The organism is Domibacillus aminovorans, from assembly GCF_001643235.1.
Classification (GTDB): Bacteria; Bacillota; Bacilli; order Bacillales; family Domibacillaceae; genus Domibacillus; species Domibacillus aminovorans.
This window is the reverse complement of sequence record NZ_LQWY01000022.1, coordinates 24332-44877: the sequence shown is the minus strand read 5'-3', so window position 1 is coordinate 44877 and position 20546 is coordinate 24332. Positions and strand designations below refer to the sequence as shown.

Annotated in this window: 20 protein-coding genes; 3 read left to right on the top strand and 17 right to left on the bottom strand. The window is 38.1% G+C overall.

The annotated features are described in order from the left end of the window. Nucleotides 1–7: 7 nt before the first annotated feature. The 7 genes from AWH49_RS09515 to AWH49_RS09485 are packed head-to-tail and all read right to left on the bottom strand — an operon-like array spanning nt 8 to nt 9998. Nucleotides 8–1828: an IucA/IucC family protein gene (locus AWH49_RS09515; RefSeq protein ID WP_063965503.1), complete on the bottom strand. Its 1821-nt coding sequence runs from the start codon at nt 1826–1828 to the stop codon at nt 8–10. Next, nucleotides 1821–3035, bottom strand: a complete 1215-nt coding sequence (locus AWH49_RS09510) for a type III PLP-dependent enzyme (RefSeq protein WP_063965502.1) — start codon at nt 3033–3035, stop codon at nt 1821–1823. Before AWH49_RS09510 ends, AWH49_RS09515 begins: the two co-directional genes overlap by 8 nt. Then, the gene (locus AWH49_RS09505) at nt 3004–3810 is read right to left on the bottom strand and encodes an HpcH/HpaI aldolase family protein (RefSeq protein ID WP_063965501.1); all 807 of its coding nucleotides are present in this window, start codon (nt 3808–3810) and stop codon (nt 3004–3006) included. Before AWH49_RS09505 ends, AWH49_RS09510 begins: the two co-directional genes overlap by 32 nt. Next, nucleotides 3807–5585, bottom strand: coding sequence for an IucA/IucC family protein (locus AWH49_RS09500; protein ID WP_063965500.1), 1779 nt, complete (start codon nt 5583–5585; stop codon nt 3807–3809). The genes AWH49_RS09505 and AWH49_RS09500 overlap by 4 nt, the downstream gene beginning before the upstream one ends. After that, the gene (locus AWH49_RS09495) at nt 5536–7239 is read right to left on the bottom strand and encodes an IucA/IucC family protein (protein WP_244886796.1); all 1704 of its coding nucleotides are present in this window, start codon (nt 7237–7239) and stop codon (nt 5536–5538) included. The genes AWH49_RS09500 and AWH49_RS09495 overlap by 50 nt, the downstream gene beginning before the upstream one ends. Continuing rightward, on the bottom strand, nt 7229–8647 hold the full coding sequence (locus tag AWH49_RS09490; RefSeq protein ID WP_063965499.1) for an MFS transporter: 1419 nt from the start codon (nt 8645–8647) through the stop codon (nt 7229–7231). The genes AWH49_RS09495 and AWH49_RS09490 overlap by 11 nt, the downstream gene beginning before the upstream one ends. After that, nucleotides 8640–9998 (bottom strand): diaminobutyrate--2-oxoglutarate transaminase, encoded by a 1359-nt coding sequence (locus AWH49_RS09485; RefSeq protein WP_063965498.1) that lies wholly within the window; start codon nt 9996–9998, stop codon nt 8640–8642. Before AWH49_RS09485 ends, AWH49_RS09490 begins: the two co-directional genes overlap by 8 nt. Nucleotides 9999–10355: 357 nt before the next feature. On the opposite strand from AWH49_RS09485, the gene AWH49_RS20515 reads away from it, so the two are divergent. Beyond that, nucleotides 10356–10559 carry a hypothetical protein gene (locus tag AWH49_RS20515; protein WP_211268391.1) on the top strand — a complete coding sequence of 68 codons (204 nt, stop codon included), beginning with the start codon at nt 10356–10358 and terminating at the stop codon, nt 10557–10559. A 97-nt stretch (nt 10560–10656) separates the two neighbouring features. Here the strand turns inward: AWH49_RS20515 and AWH49_RS09475 are convergent, their stop codons facing one another. The 3 genes from AWH49_RS09475 to AWH49_RS09465 are packed head-to-tail and all read right to left on the bottom strand — an operon-like array spanning nt 10657 to nt 13174. Further along, a complete protein-coding gene (locus AWH49_RS09475) occupies nt 10657–11850 on the bottom strand; it encodes a thiolase family protein (RefSeq protein WP_063965497.1) in 1194 nt (397 codons plus the stop codon). 18 nt (nt 11851–11868) lie between these two features. Continuing rightward, entirely contained in the window at nt 11869–12501 is a 633-nt protein-coding gene (locus AWH49_RS09470) for a 3-oxoacid CoA-transferase subunit B (protein WP_063965496.1), read from the bottom strand. After that, nucleotides 12491–13174, bottom strand: coding sequence for a CoA transferase subunit A (locus tag AWH49_RS09465; RefSeq protein WP_063965551.1), 684 nt, complete (start codon nt 13172–13174; stop codon nt 12491–12493). The genes AWH49_RS09470 and AWH49_RS09465 overlap by 11 nt, the downstream gene beginning before the upstream one ends. Before the next feature lie 356 nt (nt 13175–13530). On the opposite strand from AWH49_RS09465, the gene rluF reads away from it, so the two are divergent. Beyond that, the gene (gene rluF / locus AWH49_RS09460) at nt 13531–14247 is read left to right on the top strand and encodes a 23S rRNA pseudouridine(2604) synthase RluF (protein WP_211268390.1); all 717 of its coding nucleotides are present in this window, start codon (nt 13531–13533) and stop codon (nt 14245–14247) included. Between the two features lie 53 nt (nt 14248–14300). Here rluF and AWH49_RS09455 read toward each other — a convergent pair whose 3' ends face one another. From AWH49_RS09455 to AWH49_RS09430, 6 genes are all read right to left on the bottom strand, one after another. Beyond that, nucleotides 14301–14903: a class I SAM-dependent methyltransferase gene (locus AWH49_RS09455; RefSeq protein WP_063965495.1), complete on the bottom strand. Its 603-nt coding sequence runs from the start codon at nt 14901–14903 to the stop codon at nt 14301–14303. A 315-nt stretch (nt 14904–15218) separates the two neighbouring features. Beyond that, on the bottom strand, nt 15219–16385 hold the full coding sequence (locus tag AWH49_RS09450; protein WP_063965494.1) for a TraB/GumN family protein: 1167 nt from the start codon (nt 16383–16385) through the stop codon (nt 15219–15221). Nucleotides 16386–16479: 94 nt separating this feature from the next. Continuing rightward, on the bottom strand, nt 16480–17445 hold the full coding sequence (locus AWH49_RS09445) for a lysozyme inhibitor LprI family protein (protein WP_063965493.1): 966 nt from the start codon (nt 17443–17445) through the stop codon (nt 16480–16482). A gap of 159 nt (nt 17446–17604) precedes the next feature. Continuing rightward, nucleotides 17605–18060 carry a DUF6884 domain-containing protein gene (locus AWH49_RS09440; protein ID WP_063965492.1) on the bottom strand — a complete coding sequence of 152 codons (456 nt, stop codon included), beginning with the start codon at nt 18058–18060 and terminating at the stop codon, nt 17605–17607. A gap of 243 nt (nt 18061–18303) precedes the next feature. Then, nucleotides 18304–18996, bottom strand: coding sequence for an LrgB family protein (locus AWH49_RS09435; RefSeq protein ID WP_063965491.1), 693 nt, complete (start codon nt 18994–18996; stop codon nt 18304–18306). Then, nucleotides 18978–19373, bottom strand: coding sequence for a CidA/LrgA family holin-like protein (locus tag AWH49_RS09430; RefSeq protein WP_063965549.1), 396 nt, complete (start codon nt 19371–19373; stop codon nt 18978–18980). Before AWH49_RS09430 ends, AWH49_RS09435 begins: the two co-directional genes overlap by 19 nt. Before the next feature lie 201 nt (nt 19374–19574). Here AWH49_RS09430 and AWH49_RS09425 point away from each other — a divergent pair, with 201 nt between their 5' ends. Further along, nucleotides 19575–20039, top strand: a complete 465-nt coding sequence (locus AWH49_RS09425; RefSeq protein WP_063965490.1) for a MarR family winged helix-turn-helix transcriptional regulator — start codon at nt 19575–19577, stop codon at nt 20037–20039. Nucleotides 20040–20120: 81 nt separating this feature from the next. Here the strand turns inward: AWH49_RS09425 and AWH49_RS09420 are convergent, their stop codons facing one another. After that, nucleotides 20121–20516: a VOC family protein gene (locus AWH49_RS09420; protein ID WP_063965489.1), complete on the bottom strand. Its 396-nt coding sequence runs from the start codon at nt 20514–20516 to the stop codon at nt 20121–20123. Nucleotides 20517–20546 lie beyond the last annotated feature (30 nt).

Genomic DNA, 20546 nt, shown 5'->3' with positions numbered 1-20546 from the left:
AGCCTCCTTATTCTTGTAAATAAAACGGATTGTGTCCAACGCCTTTTCCAGATGGCATTGCTCCTGGTACACCATCCGCTTCTAGTAATGGACGAATGATTAACTTCACTGGCCACTCTTTATTTTCAAATAGTTCATAGTGAAGGGTTTCTCTATCCGCTTCTGGAATATCGATTGTTTGTAACGATTCTCTTAATTTCGCTTCAGTAATTTGCCAAAGTCTTTTTTCTGGAATAGTATACACACTCGATAACGATTCCATAATGGCAGCCAAATTTACTTGTGTTCCAAGAGATTGAACGTAGTAAATTAACTTTTCAATCGTTTCATTGTATAAACTATTGGAATAACCTGGTCTAATATGGTAGGCCGGATCTTTAATTTGATGTTTATCTAAATACGGTTGATGCAGACGCACGGAATCATGATCTCTAAATAATAATCCAACTATTTTCTTATGCTTCAGTACGACACAACAATTTTGACCATGTATTTCTGGTACAATCCCGACTTTAAATAACCTCATCGTAATATCATAAAACGCAGCGGCTAAATCCGTATAAAAGTGGAGGACATCTTCATTTGATAAATTTTCTCCTATGATTTCCGTTAAAAAATGACGATCTTGCATCACAACACCTAAAGAAGCCATGGGGATGATTTTATACTCTTTTTTCATAATTTCTTGTGGATACACTCTCACTTGGGCGGCCAAATGACGAGGATGATCATCAAAAAGGCCCAAAGTCTCTGGCATATAGCCCCACCAATGTTTTTCTTCACATAAGAATACTCTATCAGCAAGCGTCTTATCGCACGCTATTGCTTGGCGAAACATTTGCTCTCCGGCTATCCCGTTTAATAATTTAACGACTGGCAAATATCTGGCAGCACCTAAAGATGTAACACTAATCGGTAACTTTAACATTTTCGTTGATGCTTGAGGGGATAGTAATGAACGTACAGAAGATGTCGCCAAAAAATCGCCTACTTTTGAATCTAAAATGATGATTGTTTGATCCGCTAATTCTTTTTTGAAATTTGGTAAGATCATATTGGTCATTTGCCATGGATGAACGGGTATAATCGTATAGTTTTCTTTCTTTATTTCTTTCCGTATTAACTCATTTGCGATGATCGCTTTCTGCTCCTCATTCAGCACATCAAAACTTTCCACTTCATTTTCTGGGCACCCTTTTACGATTGAATCATTACATATAGCTACCCAACATAAAGTCGTCTGCTTACCAAATTCAGCCATATAGTTTTGATAATCTTGTGATGTAAAACCTATTTTCGCTTTCGACAAAGGATGAAAGGGCCGGTCTCGTAAAGAGGCAATCATCTCGCCTTTCACAAACCAGTCATAAGGGGACTTAGGTGCACTAAATGAGTTCTCTTCCATCTGTTTTATACTAAGATTCAATTGCTGAATGGATACATTTAATCCTTCTAAGAAATCCGCCACACCTGGATGTTCATAGGCTTCTTTAGAAAGCGTATGATGCAAGATAAATTGACTAAGTTCTACAGGCGAACTTATTTCCACCCAACTACGATCCTCCTTCTTATAAATGGATGAACCAGACACCCATTGATAGCCCTGTCTATAACTTTTTTTCACAAGAAAACATAATGCATCCATATAAATCAATGATTGTTTACTTTTGTGATATAGTTTTTGAATCGTATCCGGCGCATTTGAAAGCATGTTTGTTGTCTGTTCATCAATGTGAAAAAACTGCTCTGCAATGAATGCATTCATTACGTCTGTCATAATAAGTTGTTCAGCCGTCGCATTTTTTGTTTGAGTGATTGTTTTATTCATACTGATTCCCTTCTGTTATATAGTAAAAATCCGGATGTGGATGACCTAAAAAGTCATGATGAGAAATGGTCCAACAATAAGCACCTGATTTCTCAAATACAATGGCATCTCCAACACGCATCCTTTTCACATCGGCATCTTCATAAAGCCTGTCCTTTGGTGTGCATAACTCACCTACTATCGTTACGTTCGAATTGTTTATTTCGGGCCTTTGAAACGGATAAGGCCACCTTGCTAGTGGTACAACGGAAAATGGATGATTATGACCCCAAGAAGCGGGTAATCGATTATGGTGCGTGCCGCCTCTTATGACAGCAAAGCAGCGATCTACTGACATTTTGATATCTATTACTTCTGTCACGTAATAACCAAAGTCAGCAACGATAAATCGCCCTGGTTCAAAGAATAGTTGTGTATCACCTAAGTTTTGCACGGCTTCACTTTGTGCTAATAACGACGTAAAAAGCGGCCAGTCAAATCCAGGTGTTTCATCATAAGAGACGCCAAAACCACCTCCAGCATTAATGACGTTAATATTTAATCCATATGCATGCTTCCACTGTTCTACTTTTTGAAGATAATGATGGATCATTTCTACATGTAACGCTGCTTGCATGTTATTGGATAATGAGTGGAAGTGAAAACCTTTTAAATGAACATGCGTATTTTCTCTCTCTTTCAAAATAGAGAGGGCCTCTTCCATTAACTGTTCATCGATGCCAAATTGGCTTGGACGTCCCCCCATTGAAATGTTCGTTTTAGGTAATGTTTTTGTTCTTACATTCATACGTAATAAAACGTGTATATGCTTATCCCGTTTTTTCGCCAACATGATTAATTTCCTTAATTCCAAAAGACTTTCTACATGAATATAAGAGATGTTTTCTTTCATAGCCATTTCAAGTTCATAATCTTTCTTGCCTGGTCCTCCAAACAAAATAGGTACGCTTTTGGAAACGTCTCTTACTTTTTTCAATTCGCCTATTGATGCCACTTCAAATCCTTTCACGTACGGTAACAATGCCTGAATAATTCTCTTATCTGGATTTGCTTTAATCGCATAAAATAAGTTCGTTTGCTTCGGCATTGTTTTTACCATATTGCGTACGTGTTGTTGAATGCCTTCTAAGTCATAAATATAAGCGCATATCGGATCTGTACTTTGCTCATGTACTTCATGTATTATTTTCTTTATATAACGATTCATACAGTCCTCCAGTTATATTTCGATAGTCCACTAATTTTTCCATATAGGCACGAAATGCTGTCCCTCTTTCGTCCCCTAACACAAAAATCTTAGTCCCCTTTTCCGCCCACTTTTTATGATTGTGATGATTTCTAGACACAATGGCGTAAGGCACTTTACATCGCTTTGATACTTCATATAATTCTTCTAAATGTCGTTGAACTTCTGGATGATCTGTCTCCCATGGTACGGACAAAGACTGGGACAGATCCGCCGCTCCTTCTAAAACAAAACTTACATGGGGTGAAGATAAAATTGATTCACTTTCATGAATGCCTTCCAAACTCTCTATCATCGGAACAATCATTATTTCTTCATTTGCTTTCGCAATATAATCATTTAAAGAATATTTAGCAAAAACACCTGGACTGCCGCTATTAAGACTTCTCATACCAATCGGGTGATAGTAAGCATAGTGAACGGCCTTTTCCACTTGTTCCTTATGCTGAACATGGGGGATGACAATACCTTGAGCCCCACAATCAAGCACTTTCAATATTTCATTCCGATCCACTTTCGATATTCTGACAAGTGGCGTAATATTGACTAACTCTGCTGCGCGAACCATCTCTTCAATCGTTTCCATATTCGTGGATGCATGTTCATAATCAATAATGACAAAATCAAATTCCGCATGGCCAATGAGCTCTATCATAATAGGATGCGGGATAGATACAAACATCCCAAAAACAGATTGATTTCTATTTATTTTTTCTTTGAGCTTATTGACTTTCATTCCAATGACTCCTTTGCCTGCAACAAAGGATTTTTCACTTTGCGAAAGTACAACTGACCATCGCCGTAAATACGCCGCTTCGTCATTTCTTCGATTAGGGCATCTTCAGAAAATAGATTAAAAAGGTCAAATCGCTCTTTAAATTCCGGGTAACTCTTTTGATACATCGCAATCGTTTCTACACATTTACGCCAAAACTCTTGTTCACTCAACCCCAATTTTTCAAGCGCGAAACAAATGTCTGTCATACAGATGAAGAAAAAAGCATCATATGTGTAGTCTCTTACTTCTGAAACATCTTCCGTTTGGATAAACGAGTATCGATTCACTTTCCGGTGACTTTCTGGCTCCGGATGTAATGTCGGTGCCCAATCCGGTTTCAAAAGGTGTTCCGGTGTATAGCGAACACCATCATGTAAATCTTTAATGATGATGCGTTTTGGGAATTTGTTTTCAACGACTAAAATAATATTTTGGGCATGAGATTCTAGTGCGATTCCATGGGCATACAGCAAATGGATAATTGGAAGCGTGACAACGTTAATCAATGCATCACTCCACGCCTCAATCCCATATTGATCAATCGCTGACTGGATAAAAGATTCGCTGTTTTTTTGAATGTGAGATAGAGCATTTAGCGGCCACGCTTCTTCATTCTCTTCAAGGTAGGTCGAAACATTTTCTCTATATATGGCGCCAAGGGTTCCATAAGTCGAACGATATTGAATAGGATGCAGTTCATCGTATCGAAAAGACACACCCATCACTTCTCTTAACACATTTATTTTTCCATTCGATAAGAACGAGTCTTGGTGAACAATTTTATTTAACCAGTCACTTATGAGTGGTGCATTTTGAGTAGTGTGATGAGCAAGAATACGACTCGTTGACGTATTGGTTATACTTAACGGCAATTTTATATACGGTGCATGTGTATTGTCGCGATGAGATAACGAACGAATCGATTGTTGCGCTCGATACGTATGATTAGATGCTCCTACTATTACAATATCTTTATCATTCAATTGTTGAGCAAAGACAGATTGAATCTGATGCTCTAATTGCCAAGGATGCACCGGTAAAAGAACATATTTTGTATCTTGACACCCTTTCTCTTTTATCAGTTCCATAAACTTGTTGTGATCTTCATTCGTTACATGATGCTTAACTATTTCATCCACTGACATCTCTTGCGAAACGTTGACATCGATTAGCTGTTCATTAACCGCCACCCAGTAGATCGAAACGTCTTGATTAAATTCTGGCCCATAGGCAAAGTTATCTGCTAAAGAAAAACCAATTCTTGATTTATAGCTCGGATGATACGGATGACCATCTACCATATGACTTTCCAACGCTTCATAATGCTTATCTTGTTCTGGTATTTGGTCCAATTGAAATGACTTAGACTGACTATCCTTTACAAAAGTCTCCAATAATTCATGAATGAATTGATTCGTATAGTCACCTTTCAGATTGTTCTGAATGATTTCCTCCAGAAATTCATAGAGATTCGTGCATCTCGCTCCTTCTCGTTTTATCGAATTTTTTTCTATTTTTATTCTGCCGAAAGACCATTTGGCATCTGCTTTGCATGAATAATAAACGGCATCACCTGTAGCGCTTTTTCCTGTAAAAAACCACTCTCTTCCGTTTTTTATTACTTCAATGATTTCTTCATATATGAATGCCTCTATCGTTTGGCGCATTATTCTTTCTTGTACTTCATTCATGAATGATGACTTTTCTTGAGACTGGTAATTTAGCATTTCCATACATTTCACTCCCTAATTTCTTCATTACGTTGTTCACTGGAATGTAAGATGGCGTCTCACTTTGTCCAATAAGACAACTCATCATATTTTTTTTAGCGGCAAATGTCTGAGTCGTTAGTAAATGACGTACATATTCATTTTCATTGTTTTCATATTCTTGCGTGAGAACACGGCGTACAATAGCCCAAAAATATTTTTCGTCTACTTTTGTATCTTTAGCAATTGCATGAATGAAAGAGCCTAAATGATTCACAATAAAATAATAGGAAGTGCGTGCCCATGCCGCTTCTTTTGAATAGAAAAGAGGGCCTGTCGTATTAACATCCTCTTCAACCTTTTCTCTATTCACGCTTACACCTTCTAAATCTCTAATAATAAAGACATGAGGCATTCCATCTTTTATCGTCAATAAAGAATTTTGTAAATGGGCTTCAAAGTGAATACCTTTCTCTTCTGCTAAACGAACAATAGGCAACAGTGATATTTCTAAATAACGGATGAACCATTGCTCTATCGTTCGATGATCAATCATCGAACCTAATCGAGATGGACCTCCTTCAACAGGCGATTCCACTAAACTAGACAAAACATACGTTGACGTTTCATCAAATTCAATTGGACGATAGACGATTGTAAATAATTTAGTTATATCATCATCGGCAAATTGACAAGTACATACGCCTACCTCATATGCGATCGTTGTGTGTACTTCGTTTTGGAAGCAGTTTCTCTCCAATATATAATTCGTCGCATCCAACGTTCTACGCATTTGTTCTCTATTATTGTTTCTCATCATATTCGTTATTTGAATGTTTAACGATAGCTTAATGTTACAGTTCATCTCCGGAATAAATACTGTACGCACTGAAGATGTCGGATAAGCCACCGGACCAAAGCGACCGAGTGGGATCATTTTCCCTTGATCGATATAATCCTTTACTTCTTTCATCGTTTTCACATGTTCATATTGCCATGGGTGAATGGGCAAAATGTTATAATCGTCTCTTTTCCCTTTAAGCACATGCTGTACATGCGCTTTCACACTTTCATGCAGTTCTATTTTTCTTTCTTTTGATACCCATTCTTCTTGAAAAACATCTTTTCTAACAGCTAAATAACATAACTGAAAAGAAGTATGGAGCTCAGGACAAAACTGTATCACTTCCTCTTCTGTAAATCCTTCGGTATTTTTCGGAAAAGGGTGAAACGGATGCCCATATACCAAAGATTGTTCGGATGTCACATAATTCCATTTGTGCTGATTAGCTGACTGATTTAAAAATAAAGCTAATTTATGATAGCTATTATTCACTTTAGTTAAAAAATCAATCGATCGTTTATCCGTAATTGTTGGATTATCATGCTTTAACTCTTTCACAATCAATTGAACTAAATAAGCATAATGAAGCTCTCGATCATCATTTACATCATAGTATTCATATTCATGCTCACCCATCTCTGAATAAAACGAAAGAACACCTGAGATGGTTGCATCACTTGCCGGGAAATAAAGAGAATACGTCTTCTTATTTTGATTCACCGTAAATAAGTTCGAGTCTTTACTACAAAACTCTCTAATATAACAATTCAATAATGTCTTACACGTATGGAAATTTGCTCGTTCTCGACTGTTCAATCGTTTATTATTTGCCATTTTCAACACCCACATCTAATTTTCTTCTATTTAAAAACAATGCTAACGGTAGCGTTACTAACATAAAACATCCTAATATGATGCACTCTTCTTTTAATGCCATCCATTTTGCGTATTGAGCACTCTCTCCTGTTCGACTAATCATTTGCCAACGAATGTCGTAATAACCGGTCAATAACATGACTGCAAAGGAAGAGGCTAAACGTTTTATCGTATTCGATAAGGCGGATCCTTCGTGCAGATCATCATCTGTTAATGAATTAAGTCCAATGGTGGTTACGGTCATATTTGATAATCCAATACCACTTCCTCTTACTGCCATTAAGAAGACAATGACCAGTAAAGATGTCTCTTTCGGAACAAATGCAAACAACAATACTGAAATGGCAATGAGACCAATGCCATAAGCGATAAAATGTAACGATTTGCCCGAATCCATTAAGTTTCCACCGATCCAAACAAACAAACTCGTACAAATGGCTGCCGGAATAAACATGGCACCCGTTATAGAAGGGGATAAATGAAACACCTCCTGTAACATCAATGGAATAACAAAGATAACCCCAAACATAACGGATGCCTGTATGGCAGACATAATGACTGTAATGGAATATATTGGATTACGTAATAACTTACAACGAATTAACGGTTCTTTTTGTCTGTTTTCTTTTTGAATAAAACGAATCAAAATAACTAGTCCTAAAAAAAGCAATACACATATTAACCACCTTGGAAAAGTAGGATTTGAATATAGTTGAATGCCTAGACTTAATCCACCAATTCCTAAAACCATTAATAAAATACTTTTAAGACGAATTGTTTTTTTATGTGCTGGTTGATCGAGTTTGATTTGCCTGCAACACAGTATGAATGAAAGCAGCGCAAACGGAACATTTATCCAAAATAAATATTTTAGCTCACCGAATTGAATCATGATACCGCCAAACGCTGGCCCAATAGCTGGTGCAATCGTTAATAACATCCCCCATATCCCCGTCACTTTTCCACGTACATCTTTACTGTAAATATCAAATAACAAAACTAACGACAGCGGAATCATCAAACCAGCAGCAATACCATGCATAAAGCGCACTAACAATATAATCTGTACATATTGATAAAACAAACCGCCGATCATAGAAAACAGACCATATAAACTAATTCCTAAAATATAGGTTTTCTTTTTACCGAGACGATCGACAATACTAGCAGTCAACGGCATGGTGATCGTCATCGCTAAAAGGTACAGTGTAATAATCCATCCGCCAAATGCAGTGGATATACCATACATTTGAATGAAGCTCGGTAATAAAATATTAAAAGCGCTATTCGTCAAAACTAAAGAAAAAGCACCGACCAAGATGGCAAATAATACAGAATGCTTTTTCAATTTGGCTATCTTAATCATTTGTCTTCATGATTTGAATCGCTTCAACAACCGATTTTTCAAAAATCGTTAAGACTTCTGCTGTTTCATTTTCTGTCATTGTTAATGGCGGCAAGAAACGCATCACAGCTGAGTAACGTCCTCCTACTTCAATAATTAAACCGTTATGAAAACATCTCTCTTGAATTTTCAATGCCAATTCTTCATATTGTGGATAATGTCCTAATCGATCTTTGCGGCCTTTTGGATTCACAATTTCAACCCCAATCATCAATCCTCTTCCGCGAACATCCCCAATCTCTTCATATTTTTCTTGTAACTCATTCAATCGTTCGAAAACTTGCTTGCTGCGTACATTTACATTTTCGAGTACATCGTTTTCTTTCATATATTTTAACGTTGCTAACCCAGTAGCCATACCTAATTGGTTGCCTCGGAATGTCCCGATATGTGCACCTGGATTCCATTGATCTAGTTCTTCTTTATATATAATGATTGACATTGGCAAGCCTCCACCAATCGCTTTCGAACAAACAATGACATCTGGAACGATACCTGCGTGTTCAAAAGAAAACATTTCACCTGTTCTTCCAATTCCTGTTTGAACTTCGTCTATAATTAAAGGGATCCCTCTCTCTGCCGTAACACGCCGCATTTCTTTTAACCATTCAATATCGGCTGGAATTGCGCCGCCTTCTCCTTGCACTGTTTCAAAAATCATGCCACAAGGAGAAGCGATCCCACTTTCACAATCATCTAATAAATTCTCTATATATTGCGCACTAATTTTAGCTGTCTTCCCTTCGCCAATACCAAATGGACATCGATATTCATAAGGAAAAGGTAAAAAATGAACATCCGGTAGTAAACTTTGCAAATGTTGTTTTTTGCTTAAATTACCACTCATTGACATCGTTGCTTGCGTCGATCCATGATAACCACCTTGGAACGCCAAGATAGACTTCCCTTTCGTCGCATTCTTCACTAATTTAATCGCTGCCTCAACCCCATCAGCACCTGTCGGACCACAAAATTGTATTTTAGTAGAATCCCTTAACTCTTTAGGTAATATAGAGAATATTTCTTGCATAAATTCGATTTTTAAAGGAGTTGCTAAGTCTAACGTGTGTAACGGTGTTTGCTGTTTTAACACATCTTCTATCGCTTGAATTACCACTGGATGATTGTGCCCTATAGCAAGTGTTCCTGCACCACATAAACAATCATAAAAAACATTTCCTTCCACATCCGTTATCATCATGCCCTCAGCTTTCTCAATCGCTAAGGGGAAATGACGTGGATAAGACTTTGCATTAGATTCTTTCTCATTCTGGAATTCTAAATACTTGTTCTCTGTATTACATGTGATCATAATCAGACACTCCCTTTTTTTAGTTGATTACAGGTATGAGTTTAATTGATATTGATTATCATTGTCAAGTAAATTGTTATATTTTTCATCAATTGAGACTAATTATACATTCTCCTTTTATCTTTTAGGATTTCGTCTATTAATACTATTTTGTGTATGTTTAAATTCGAATGTTATATTTTTGCCAAATAAATCTATCGTGTTTTAATAATTGGCCGCGGGGGCAGACTTATTAAAATAAAAAGACTCGAAATCCGGAAATTGTATTTCATTGACGCGGCCTGCTATTACGAAAAAATTCGCCGGGACCGCCGCTGGAAGCATACGCTTATTTATGCTGGGGGGCCTATCTTCAATATGTTGTCCATCTTGATTATTAACAGGCTAATTTATACTGGGGTTCTACACGCGCATCTCTTTTTTTACCAGTTCGTCTACTTTTCTGTCTATCTCGTGTTTTTTGCTATCATCCCGATCGATTACGGCGAAAATAATCCAAGTGACGGCAAAGCCATTTACGATGTACTGTGTGACGGAAAAGTGTATAAAGAATTTGACTGATGTGGATGATGGTTGCACCGAGCACAAGCATCGAACCCAAAAAAATCCCCAAAATCAGCTAACTGATTTTGGGGAAATCAAAAAAATATTTTTTATGTTATGCTCTTCTGTTTTCAATGATAGTTGCGATTCCCATGCCTCCTGCGATACACAAAGTGACTAATCCATATTTCTTACCGGTTCTTTCTAAATGATGAAGCGTTTTTGTCATGAGGATCGCACCAGTAGCACCGATTGGATGCCCCATTGCAATCCCCCCGCCATTCGGATTGACTTTATTTATATCAACATTTAATTCTTTTATACACGCTAATGATTGTGCGGCAAAAGCCTCATTTAATTCAATTAAATCGATGTCTTCTAACGTAAGATTTGCTTGTTTGAGCGCTTTCAATACAGCATTAACCGGGCCAATTCCCATTATGTCTGGTCTGACACCGACTGCAGCTTGAGCGATGATTCTTGCTTTAGGTTGATACCCGCGTTTTTTCGCTTCTTCTTCTGACATGACTAACAGTGCGGATGCACCATCATTGCGGCCACTTGCATTACCAGCCGTGACCGTTCCATTTTCTTTAAAAACAGCTTTTAATTGTGCTAATTTTTCTAAGCTCGTTTCTCTTGGATGTTCATCCACTTTAAATTCTTGCACACTTTTTCGTGTTTTCACTTCGTAAGGAACGATTTCTTTTTCGAATAAACCTTCTTTAATGGCTCGAGCTGCATTCTCCTGGCTTCTTAAAGCAAACTCATCTTGCTCTTCTCGTGAAATTTTATATTTTTCAGCTACGTTTTCAGCTGTGATGCCCATATTTAAATCGCCATACTCTTCTCTCGGTTGAGAACCGGGCTGACTTTCCGTATTTGGATCTAATAAAAGACCATTTCCAGATGTAAAACCGAAACGTGCATGACGCATATAATAAGGCGCCGTACTCATCGATTCAGCCCCACCTGCGATAATAATATTGCCTAACCCCGTTTGAATTTGCTGTGCGGCGGAGTTTACAGCCTGCACACCTGATCCACATTGACGATGTAGCGTGTAAGCCGGCACCTCGTCGGGTATCCCTGCGCGAAGCATCGCCACTCTAGCTAAGTTTGAAGCATCCGAACTTTGTTTCGCTTGTCCAAAAATGACTTCATCAATTACATTTGTTTCGATTCCAGTTCGATTGATCAGCTCTTGTATCACTTTTGAAGCTAAGTGATCCGCTGTTATCGTACCAAGTGAACCACCTAATTTCCCAATAGCTGTTCGAACAGCGTCAATAATTACAACATTGGTCAATGCAACTCATCCTTTCCTTTATTCCGTAAAGTCAGCTTCCGTTTTCTCTCTCACTTCTTCAATCGTAACCCCCGGCATTCGCTCAACTAGTTTTAACGTTTTATCAACGACTTCAAAAACAGCTAATTCTGTAATAATCATATCCACACTTCTTGTTGACGTAATCGGGTAGGTACACTCTTTCAATATTTTACTTTTACCGTCTTTGGACGTATGAGTTGTCGTGACAATGACTTTTTTCGCGCCGACAAGCAAATCCATCGCGCCGCCGACACCCATAATGTTTTTCCCTGGCACGGCCCAGTTTGCAATACTACCTGTTTGATCGACTTGTAAAACCCCAAGAATCGCTGCATCTACATGTTTTCCGCGAATCATAGCAAACGATTCTGCACTATTAAAGTAGGCGGCGCCAACTGCTTCTCCAACCGGTAATTTTCCTGCATTCACTAAGTTAGGATCAATATCATCTTCTTCCACATCTATTACGCCTAGAAGGCCATTTTCCGTATGAAGATAAACGTGGTCGTCTTCAATAAATTTTGCGACGAGAGTTGGGATTCCAATCCCTAAGTTCACCACACATGGTCCTGTTAATTCTTTCGCCGCACGTTTAGCAATTAATTCTTGCATTTCTTGCTTATTGCCCATTTGTTACGACACCTTCTTTCGTTAAAATCTGCTTCGCTTGAACAATATAATCTACGTACAAATGAGGTGTCACGATGGATTCTGCATCTAGCTCACCAGGCTCTACCATTTCATCCACTTCAGCAATCACAACGTCTGCAGCCGTTGCCATCAGCGGATTAAAATTCCGTGCTGTCTTGTAATAGACGAGATTTCCGAGAGTGTCTGCTTTCCAAGCTCTTATAATCGCTACATTCGCTCGAATCGCTGGTTCAAAAATATACTTGATTCCATTTATTTCACGCTCTTCTTTGCCTTCAGCCAGTTGAGTCCCTACACCTGTTGTTGTATAGTAACCACCTAAACCAGCGCCGCCTGCCCGTATCGATTCTGCAAGCGTACCTTGTGGTAAAAGCTGCAACTCAATTTCACCGCGTTGGTAGTAATCACCTACTTCACGATTACTCGTAAAATAAGAACCAACTGCTTTTTTAATTTTATTTTGGGTGAGAAGGATGCCGAGTCCTTTCCCCGCTTCACCTAAGTTGTTACTAATGATCGTTAATCCTTTCACGTCTTTTTTTGTTAAACCGTCTATTAATGTAAGTGGTGCACCGATCAGTCCAAACCCTCCAACCATTACGATATGATGATCTTCCACACAAGAAAGGGCATCTTCAATATTTTTTTTCATCTTCGTCATGCTCGTCGCCTCCCTGTAAATTGTATTATTCAATCTCTAATGATCGCCTTGCCGTTTTGATTGAATCCGTTCCTTTTAATACACGAAAAAAGGCTGCCTTAAACAGAACCATCCATTATAGACGGTTTTTTGTTTAAGACAGCCAGTCATTCATCAGTTATATTAAAAAAGGTTGTTTTTTAATCGCTATTGAATAGGCAATCATTATTTAATTTGTTTCATTTTACATCTTTTTTTAACTATTTTCAATCGCTTTAAAAAATTCATTACGAGGATTCCTTGCTAAAAAAACCTTTTTTCCTTTAAGATAGGAGGTGGATTATCTTAAATACTTTACACATGAGGATGTGGTTAACCTGCGAATTAATAAATTCATTAGCGAGTCTGGCACAACGTCTAGACGCGGAGCAGATAGATTAATTATGGACGGAAAAGTGACGATAAACGGTTCAATTGCGCAAATCGGCAGCCAAGTTGAGCCAGGGGATGATGTTCGTGTAAGCGGAAACCCGATTGGGATTACCAAAAACAATGTCTATATTGCGTTAAATAAACCTGTCGGTATTACGAGCACGACGGAAAAAAAAGTAAAAGGAAATATTATTGATTTAGTCAATCATCCTTTACGCATCCATCATATTGGACGACTGGATAAAGATTCAGAAGGCTTAATCCTTCTTACGAACGATGGAGATATTGTCAACGAAATTTTGCGTGCTGAAAATAAACACGAAAAAGAATACATTGTTTCAGTAGACAAGCCGATCAGTCCCGCCTTTTTGAAGCAGATGTCAGAGGGGGTTCACATTTTAGGGACAAAAACACTTCCTTGTGAAGTAGTACAGCTGTCAAAATATGAGTTTCAAATTACGTTAACACAAGGCTTAAATCGTCAAATTCGCCGCATGTGTGAAGAACTGGGATATGATGTCTATAGACTGCAGCGAACGCGAATTATGAATATTCATTTGAACAATCTGCCAATCGGACAATGGAGAGACTTAACAAAGAAAGAACGCAATCAATTATTCGCCGATCTAGACTATGAACCGAAGGAATGGTAAAAAAGAAGGATGCATCAAAACATTAACGTTTTGATGCATCCTTCTTTTATGTCTTACAGCCGAAAAATTAAAAATCGCTCATTCTCATTTTGTTCATACAGATCTGATACCATCACTTCTTTAAAAAGGGCAAAAGCAGTGCTCGTTTCGAGGAAATGGACATACTCTGTCGTTGGGTAGTAGAGGATTAAGTCTACGGATCGGTTCTGCTGCTCAACCGAACGCAGTATGTTATCGACGACCTTCATAAAAATTTGAATGGAGAATGGATTAAAAAAATAAAACCGGTTATCCGCCTGCTCCACTTCATATTCTTCTGCCAAACCGCGTTCAAAGTGGACGCTGCCGCCCGCCTTCTTCATTTTTTGCATGTAACTCGCCTGATTTTCTAGCGCCTCCTGATATAAATGGCCATTCATTTCAATCCCTGTAACCGTTACGTGAAAACGATGATGAACGTAAAAGGGCAGCCGGCCTTTGCCGCACCCATAATCCACGACTTGATCCGTTTTCTTTAAATCATACTCCGCAAATAGCTCATCTAGTGCCTCATAAGGTGTCGCTTCATAACGGTTATAATGAACCGATCGACTTAGCCCCTCAAGCGTACCTGCCGTTTTAATACGAAGCAGTCGATCGTAGTCTTTTTCATCCATAGAAAAGCTCCTGTTCGTTTATTCTTTATCGATTTCGTCTTAACAACATTCCTTCACTGCTAGAATTGTATATAGAGCGGTTTTTAATGAAATGACTCAACGCGTATTCCAAACGGCAAAGCAATAACGTTAGTTTATGCCACGCAAATATACTTCAAAAGCCGATTGCATAATTGGCTTTTTATACGTTAGTAGCCCTTATCGAATATGGTGTCAGTCCCTCCCGGCTTTAATATCCTAGGGGAGACTGACACCATTTGCCGTTTAGATGACTTTATCGGCCGCTTCTTATACCTTTTGAAAGCCTCTGCTTGATTACAAATTTTTAAAGAACACGCGGATAACGTCCGCTCCGCCTATAAACGCTCCTAGCGAACTTCCTATGTTAGTTAAGACGATCACGAGCAGGACCCGCGTCACTTTATTATGCCAAAAGCCTTTAATGGTAAAAACATCTTCTGAAAGCGTTTCAAAGTCGCCAACATTTGGCCGGCGGAAATACGCTTGAACAATTCCTGAAACCCAGCCGGCTGCAATCAGCGGATGCAATGTGGCAAGCGGGGCTGAAATAAAAGCAGCTAAAATAGCGAGCGGATGTCCAGTAGCAACGGCAGCGCCAATGGCTGCCAAAATGCCCGTCCATAAAATCCAGCTTAACGCTTGATCGAAACCGGCAGACGGGTTCGCCAAAAAGGTGTAGGCAATGATGGAAAGAATGAGCAATGGGATCGCCCAGCCAATTATTTTAGGGACAATTGATTTAGGTGGTGTTTGTGATAAAGCTTCTACGTCATGCTCCTTATAAATTTCTGTTGTAATGCCCGGAATATGTGCAGCGCCTAAAACCGCAACCACTTTATCACCCGGAGCTTCTTTAATTTTCTGTGCTAAGTACTGATCCCGCTCATCAATTAAAGGAACCTTTAACTTCGGGAAAGATTCCGTCAAATCAGTCAGAACGGCGTTAAGCGTGTCCTTCGATTTCATTTTTTCCATATCTTCTTCTGTAATCGTCTCTTTGCTGAAAATGCTATAAAAAACGGATGTGAGCAACTGAGCTTTCCCCGTCAGCCCGAGATTATGCCATATTCGTGAAAACGTAATTTGGATATTCCGATCAGCCAGCACCAAATCCGCGCCAGTTTCTTTCGCTGATTCAATTCCTTGAATCATTTCCTGTCCAGGCTGAATGTCAAATTGCTTCGCTAAACGGTTTTGAAAGGAAGATATGGCGAGATTCATTAAAAGTAGAGTGGCTTTCTTCTCTTTAATGACCTTAAAAATATCGGTTTCTTTCCATTTATTTCGATCCATGATTGATTGATACCGTTGATCATCTAATTCTATACAAACAGAATCGGGTCTTTCAGATTCGATCACTTCTTTTACTTGTTCCGCACTTTGCCTCGATACGTGAGCAGTGCCAATAAGGATCAATTCTTTACCATTTAACTCTATTCTCGTCACATTTTCTTCCGACATAAACGACTTCCTCTCACCCAATTTATTATTCTTTCAACAATTCTACTTCTATTTGATTATTATGCAATGTGTCAGAAGTTTTGAAAAATAAAAATCACTTCATATAAATGTTCACTAGCTCATAACATCTTTCTTTCGTAAGGCGTGCTAGTGTGCTTAGGTATTGTACAGATTCGAATGTTCCGCCTTTAAATTGAGCTGCTTCAGCCTCTGCAGTATTATCTCTATACGTGATCCATTCACGTTGTTTTTCCCTTAAACTGTTCATTTCACTAGTAGACAGCTGCATTTTTAGCACGCTATAAATTTCATTTAAGGCATTATCCCATCTTGTATACGTTTTGCTTTCTGCTTCTCTCATTTCTACTGTTGTTCCACTCTCATACAAGTAGTCTAAATCAGCTAAGCTTAGTTCAATTTCATGTAGTTTTTGTAAGTACACGTTCTTTTTACTTGCAGAAGCGATCGTTTGCACTGTTTCCTTAGCTGCTTGCTCAGCTGCTTCTGCCGCTAATTCAGCCGCTTCTTGTTTTTTTATTTCTTCATTCACTGTATATTCCATTTCATTTACTTCTTTTGAAAAGCGTTCAAATGCATTCTTCACACTTTCATCTTGTTTTAATTCTCTTATGAGTTTTTGAGCTTCATGATACTTTTTTTCACTCGTTACACTTTTTATTTGTGCTACTTTTTCAGATACCATTTTATCTTGTTCTTTACTTGTTTCTGCCGTTGTGATGAATTGCTCTAATCCCCTCTTCATACTGCTCACTAATGCTTCTTCTTTAAGTAGATGATTGGCTTTCGTTAAAGCATCATCCCATTTAGCATGTTCAATATCTTCTTTCACTTGATTATACGCGACTACCTTTTCATAGGATGCCTTCGCTTCTTCATCTTTCGGCTTTTCATCTAATGCCAGCTCAAATGATGCTAACGCTTTGTCAAATTCCCCATTAGCTAACGCCAGCTTTGCCTGTTCCATTGCTTTGTCATATGTGCTATTGCTACATCCTACTAAAAATAGACTTATGACGACCATGACTGCTAATTTCTTCACACGTTGCCTCCTCCCCTAAATTGATGTTGATAGTATGGTGAAACTTATCCCCTTATCTTTTTAAACATTGTCTAATGATTATATCACCATTTTAAAATTTACTTAAAATCGGTTTATTTAATTATTATTATTGAATTTTGCATATTGTTTCAGATGAAATCATTTGATCTCTTCCTTGCTTTCCACTGCCTTGTTTAATCGTTGCAACATGTAACCAATCCCTTTACATCCGGATAATGGATAAGTAACATGATACAATTCATCAAAGACTTCACTTATCACTTTCCTGTACTTTTTCCCTCCCAATACGATGATTTCTTGACATTCCATTAATCCATTTTCTTTCAGTTGATGACGTAAAGCTTCTGTTGTGATGATGTCATCTTTCTTTGTACCAAATGCTACATCATAATTAGCAAGCACTAGATCATCTGGAAATAAAAATCCATGTTTAGCCGAAAGAATGACCCAATCACTAAAAAATGCCGTTGCATACTTTTGACAAGCAGTGTGAAATGGGCTCCTATATACATAGCGTGCTTTCGTAGCCCCTTTCGATGGATCGACATCCCATATCTTTTTAGCACCACATGGGATTATACATAACCTTTTCATTTCGTCTGAACTCCTTCTTAATTTAAATGATAAGAACAAGCTTTTCAGTTCCTTATTATACGCTTTTTAAAATGGTACTTCCTAATTAATTGATTTCATAAAAAAAGCATTGAGCTGTATAAATCAGCTCAATGCTTTTTTCTTACTAGCCTTTAAAAGATAAATTAATTTAAACGAGAGAACCGCCTTTCTTTTTAGACAATCATATCTAAAGGGGTACAATAGTTTAACTTTTTTAAACTGTTATATTAAAAAGATCCATACAAAGAGAGGAGCTAATAAAGAACCAATGACTGCGCAGACTGTCATCGCAACAGAGCTCATGGAGACTGCTTTTTCTCCATATTCGAATGCTTTCGCTGTGCCAATCGCATGAGAAGCTGTTCCAAATCCGACCCCCTGGCCGATGAAATGGTGAATTCGGAAAACCTTTAATAGACTCGGTCCGAAGATAACTCCTGTAAATCCAGCGATCATGACAAATATCGCAGCTAATGAGGGAATGCCGCCCAAATCCGAGGCAATCTGCATCGCGACAGGTGTTGTAACGGATTTAGGTAACAGTGTATAGATGATTTCCTTAGAGAACCCTAAATATTTAGCAAACAATATCCCACTTGTCATTCCTACTACCGTACCGATGAATAATCCGCCCATAATCGGGACTAAATTTTCCCATAGGGTTACTCGCTGTTTATATAATGGATAGGCTAGAGAAACAACAGCCGGACCTAACAACAGATTAATCCAGTCTCCTCCGATCATATACGTTTGATAAGGGATATTAAATCCGATTAAAATTAGAACGATGGCAACGGCTGCTGTGATGGCTGGCATTAAAATAGGGTAATGAAAACGAAAGTAAAGTCGGTTCATAACGAGATAAATCACAACCGTTAAAACAATAATCAGAATGGCTATAAGCGTTCTTTCCATGATTTTAATTCCTTTCGTTTCGTCTCTTCACGTTGAGCAAGATATTGACTCGTGTAACCGGCTATTGCCATCGTGATAAGCGTACTAAGAACAACGATCAAGATTAAAAAGATCCCTTTTCCAGCGAAAACATGGAAGTAATTCATCACTCCAACGGTAGCCGGTATAAAAAATAACGGCAAATAGGAGAGAATAAAATTCGCTCCGGACTCAATCCAATTCACTGGACAAACCTTAAACATTAAAGTTAACCATAATAACAATAATCCAATTATACTTCCCGGAAGTGGCAAATGAAGCCTATCAGACAACCAAACGCCCACGATGTAAAATATATATAACACTACAATTTGCAGAAAAACCTTTATGAACTTCATAGACAAATGCGCGTTCACCTTGAACAAATCAAAAGAACACGATTTTCCCCTCCTTACAGGTTATAAATACAAGCGCCAATAAAATGATTAGGTCAATATTTTTGCCTCAATCATTTTAGCCCTTCCCTGTGAATTATGTCAATGTTTTTGACCTTTTTTGTTTTTTTTGATATTCTGAAAACAAAAAGGAGTTTCATTGCCTTGTCAAATACTGTTCATGATAACCAGCATTTTAAAAAAATCGCTTTATTTTTTTTCGCCTATCGCAGTTTCAATGAAAAGCCAGACATCATTGCCGAAAAATATAATATCCAGCGAGTTCACCATCGTCTTCTTTTTTTTATTGGCAACCTTCCCGGACTTAGTATCAACGAATTACTGACTCTCCTCGAAGTAACGAAACAAGCCGTAAACGGACCTCTTCGACAATTAAAAGATAAAAAATATATCATCACCGATACAGATGAAAGCGATAAGCGCATTAAAAGATTGTTTCTGACAGAAAGCGGCAAACAATTGTTAGATGAGCTGACTGAAGTTCAAATTGAACAAATGGAGTCGATTTTTAATCAACTCGGTAAAGAACATGAAGATTCGTGGATAAAAGTAATGGAAGCGTATGCAGTGGAAAGGCCCAACAGCAAATATTTTTTTGACTCCCTTTGATTTTGTAAGCGACAACATAAAAAAGTCGATTTTCTGTAATAGAATCGACTTTTTTATTTATCCTCATTCCATTTACATCATTTATTTTGGGAGGGTCAATTGCCATGAAACACCGAACTGATCAACAACCCAACCAAACTTCTTACTAAAGGAATAATCATCTAACGGCATTAAAATGCTCCCGCCCTCCGTTAATTTTTCATAAATGCGGTTAATTTCTTCTTCCGTGTCACATGTGATAAATAAAGAAAACGAAGGGGTAAATGTAAATTCATGCTTTATATGACTATCAATACACATAAATTGCTGGCCTTTTAATGAGAAGGCAGCTTGCATAACACTCCCCTCTTCACCTGCTTCATTTGCTCCATAACGGGTAATACTCGTTATTTCTGAATCCTCAATCAAGGAAACATAATAATTCATAGCTTCTTCCGCATTTCCTTGAAACATTAAAAATGGCGTCACTTTTCCCATCATGAACCAGCTCCTTATTTTCAATATTGT

Coding starts and splice junctions, on each gene's coding strand:
- AWH49_RS09465 (WP_063965551.1), bottom strand. CDS start 13,174: ATGAAAAAAAATATTGAAGATGCCCTTTCTTGTGTGGAAGATCATCAT.
- AWH49_RS09510 (WP_063965502.1), bottom strand. CDS start 3,035: ATGAATCGTTATATAAAGAAAATAATACATGAAGTACATGAGCAAAGT.
- AWH49_RS09435 (WP_063965491.1), bottom strand. CDS start 18,996: ATGGAAAGAACGCTTATAGCCATTCTGATTATTGTTTTAACGGTTGTG.
- AWH49_RS09430 (WP_063965549.1), bottom strand. CDS start 19,373: ATGAAGTTCATAAAGGTTTTTCTGCAAATTGTAGTGTTATATATATTT.
- AWH49_RS09515 (WP_063965503.1), bottom strand. CDS start 1,828: ATGAATAAAACAATCACTCAAACAAAAAATGCGACGGCTGAACAACTT.
- AWH49_RS09470 (WP_063965496.1), bottom strand. CDS start 12,501: ATGGGCAATAAGCAAGAAATGCAAGAATTAATTGCTAAACGTGCGGCG.
- AWH49_RS09490 (WP_063965499.1), bottom strand. CDS start 8,647: ATGATTAAGATAGCCAAATTGAAAAAGCATTCTGTATTATTTGCCATC.
- AWH49_RS09505 (WP_063965501.1), bottom strand. CDS start 3,810: ATGAAAGTCAATAAGCTCAAAGAAAAAATAAATAGAAATCAATCTGTT.
- AWH49_RS09485 (WP_063965498.1), bottom strand. CDS start 9,998: ATGATCACATGTAATACAGAGAACAAGTATTTAGAATTCCAGAATGAG.
- AWH49_RS09420 (WP_063965489.1), bottom strand. CDS start 20,516: ATGGGAAAAGTGACGCCATTTTTAATGTTTCAAGGAAATGCGGAAGAA.
- AWH49_RS09495 (WP_244886796.1), bottom strand. CDS start 7,239: ATGGCAAATAATAAACGATTGAACAGTCGAGAACGAGCAAATTTCCAT.
- AWH49_RS09440 (WP_063965492.1), bottom strand. CDS start 18,060: ATGAAAAGGTTATGTATAATCCCATGTGGTGCTAAAAAGATATGGGAT.
- AWH49_RS20515 (WP_211268391.1), top strand. CDS start 10,356: ATGTTGTCCATCTTGATTATTAACAGGCTAATTTATACTGGGGTTCTA.
- AWH49_RS09455 (WP_063965495.1), bottom strand. CDS start 14,903: ATGGATGAAAAAGACTACGATCGACTGCTTCGTATTAAAACGGCAGGT.
- AWH49_RS09500 (WP_063965500.1), bottom strand. CDS start 5,585: ATGGAAATGCTAAATTACCAGTCTCAAGAAAAGTCATCATTCATGAAT.
- AWH49_RS09450 (WP_063965494.1), bottom strand. CDS start 16,385: ATGTCGGAAGAAAATGTGACGAGAATAGAGTTAAATGGTAAAGAATTG.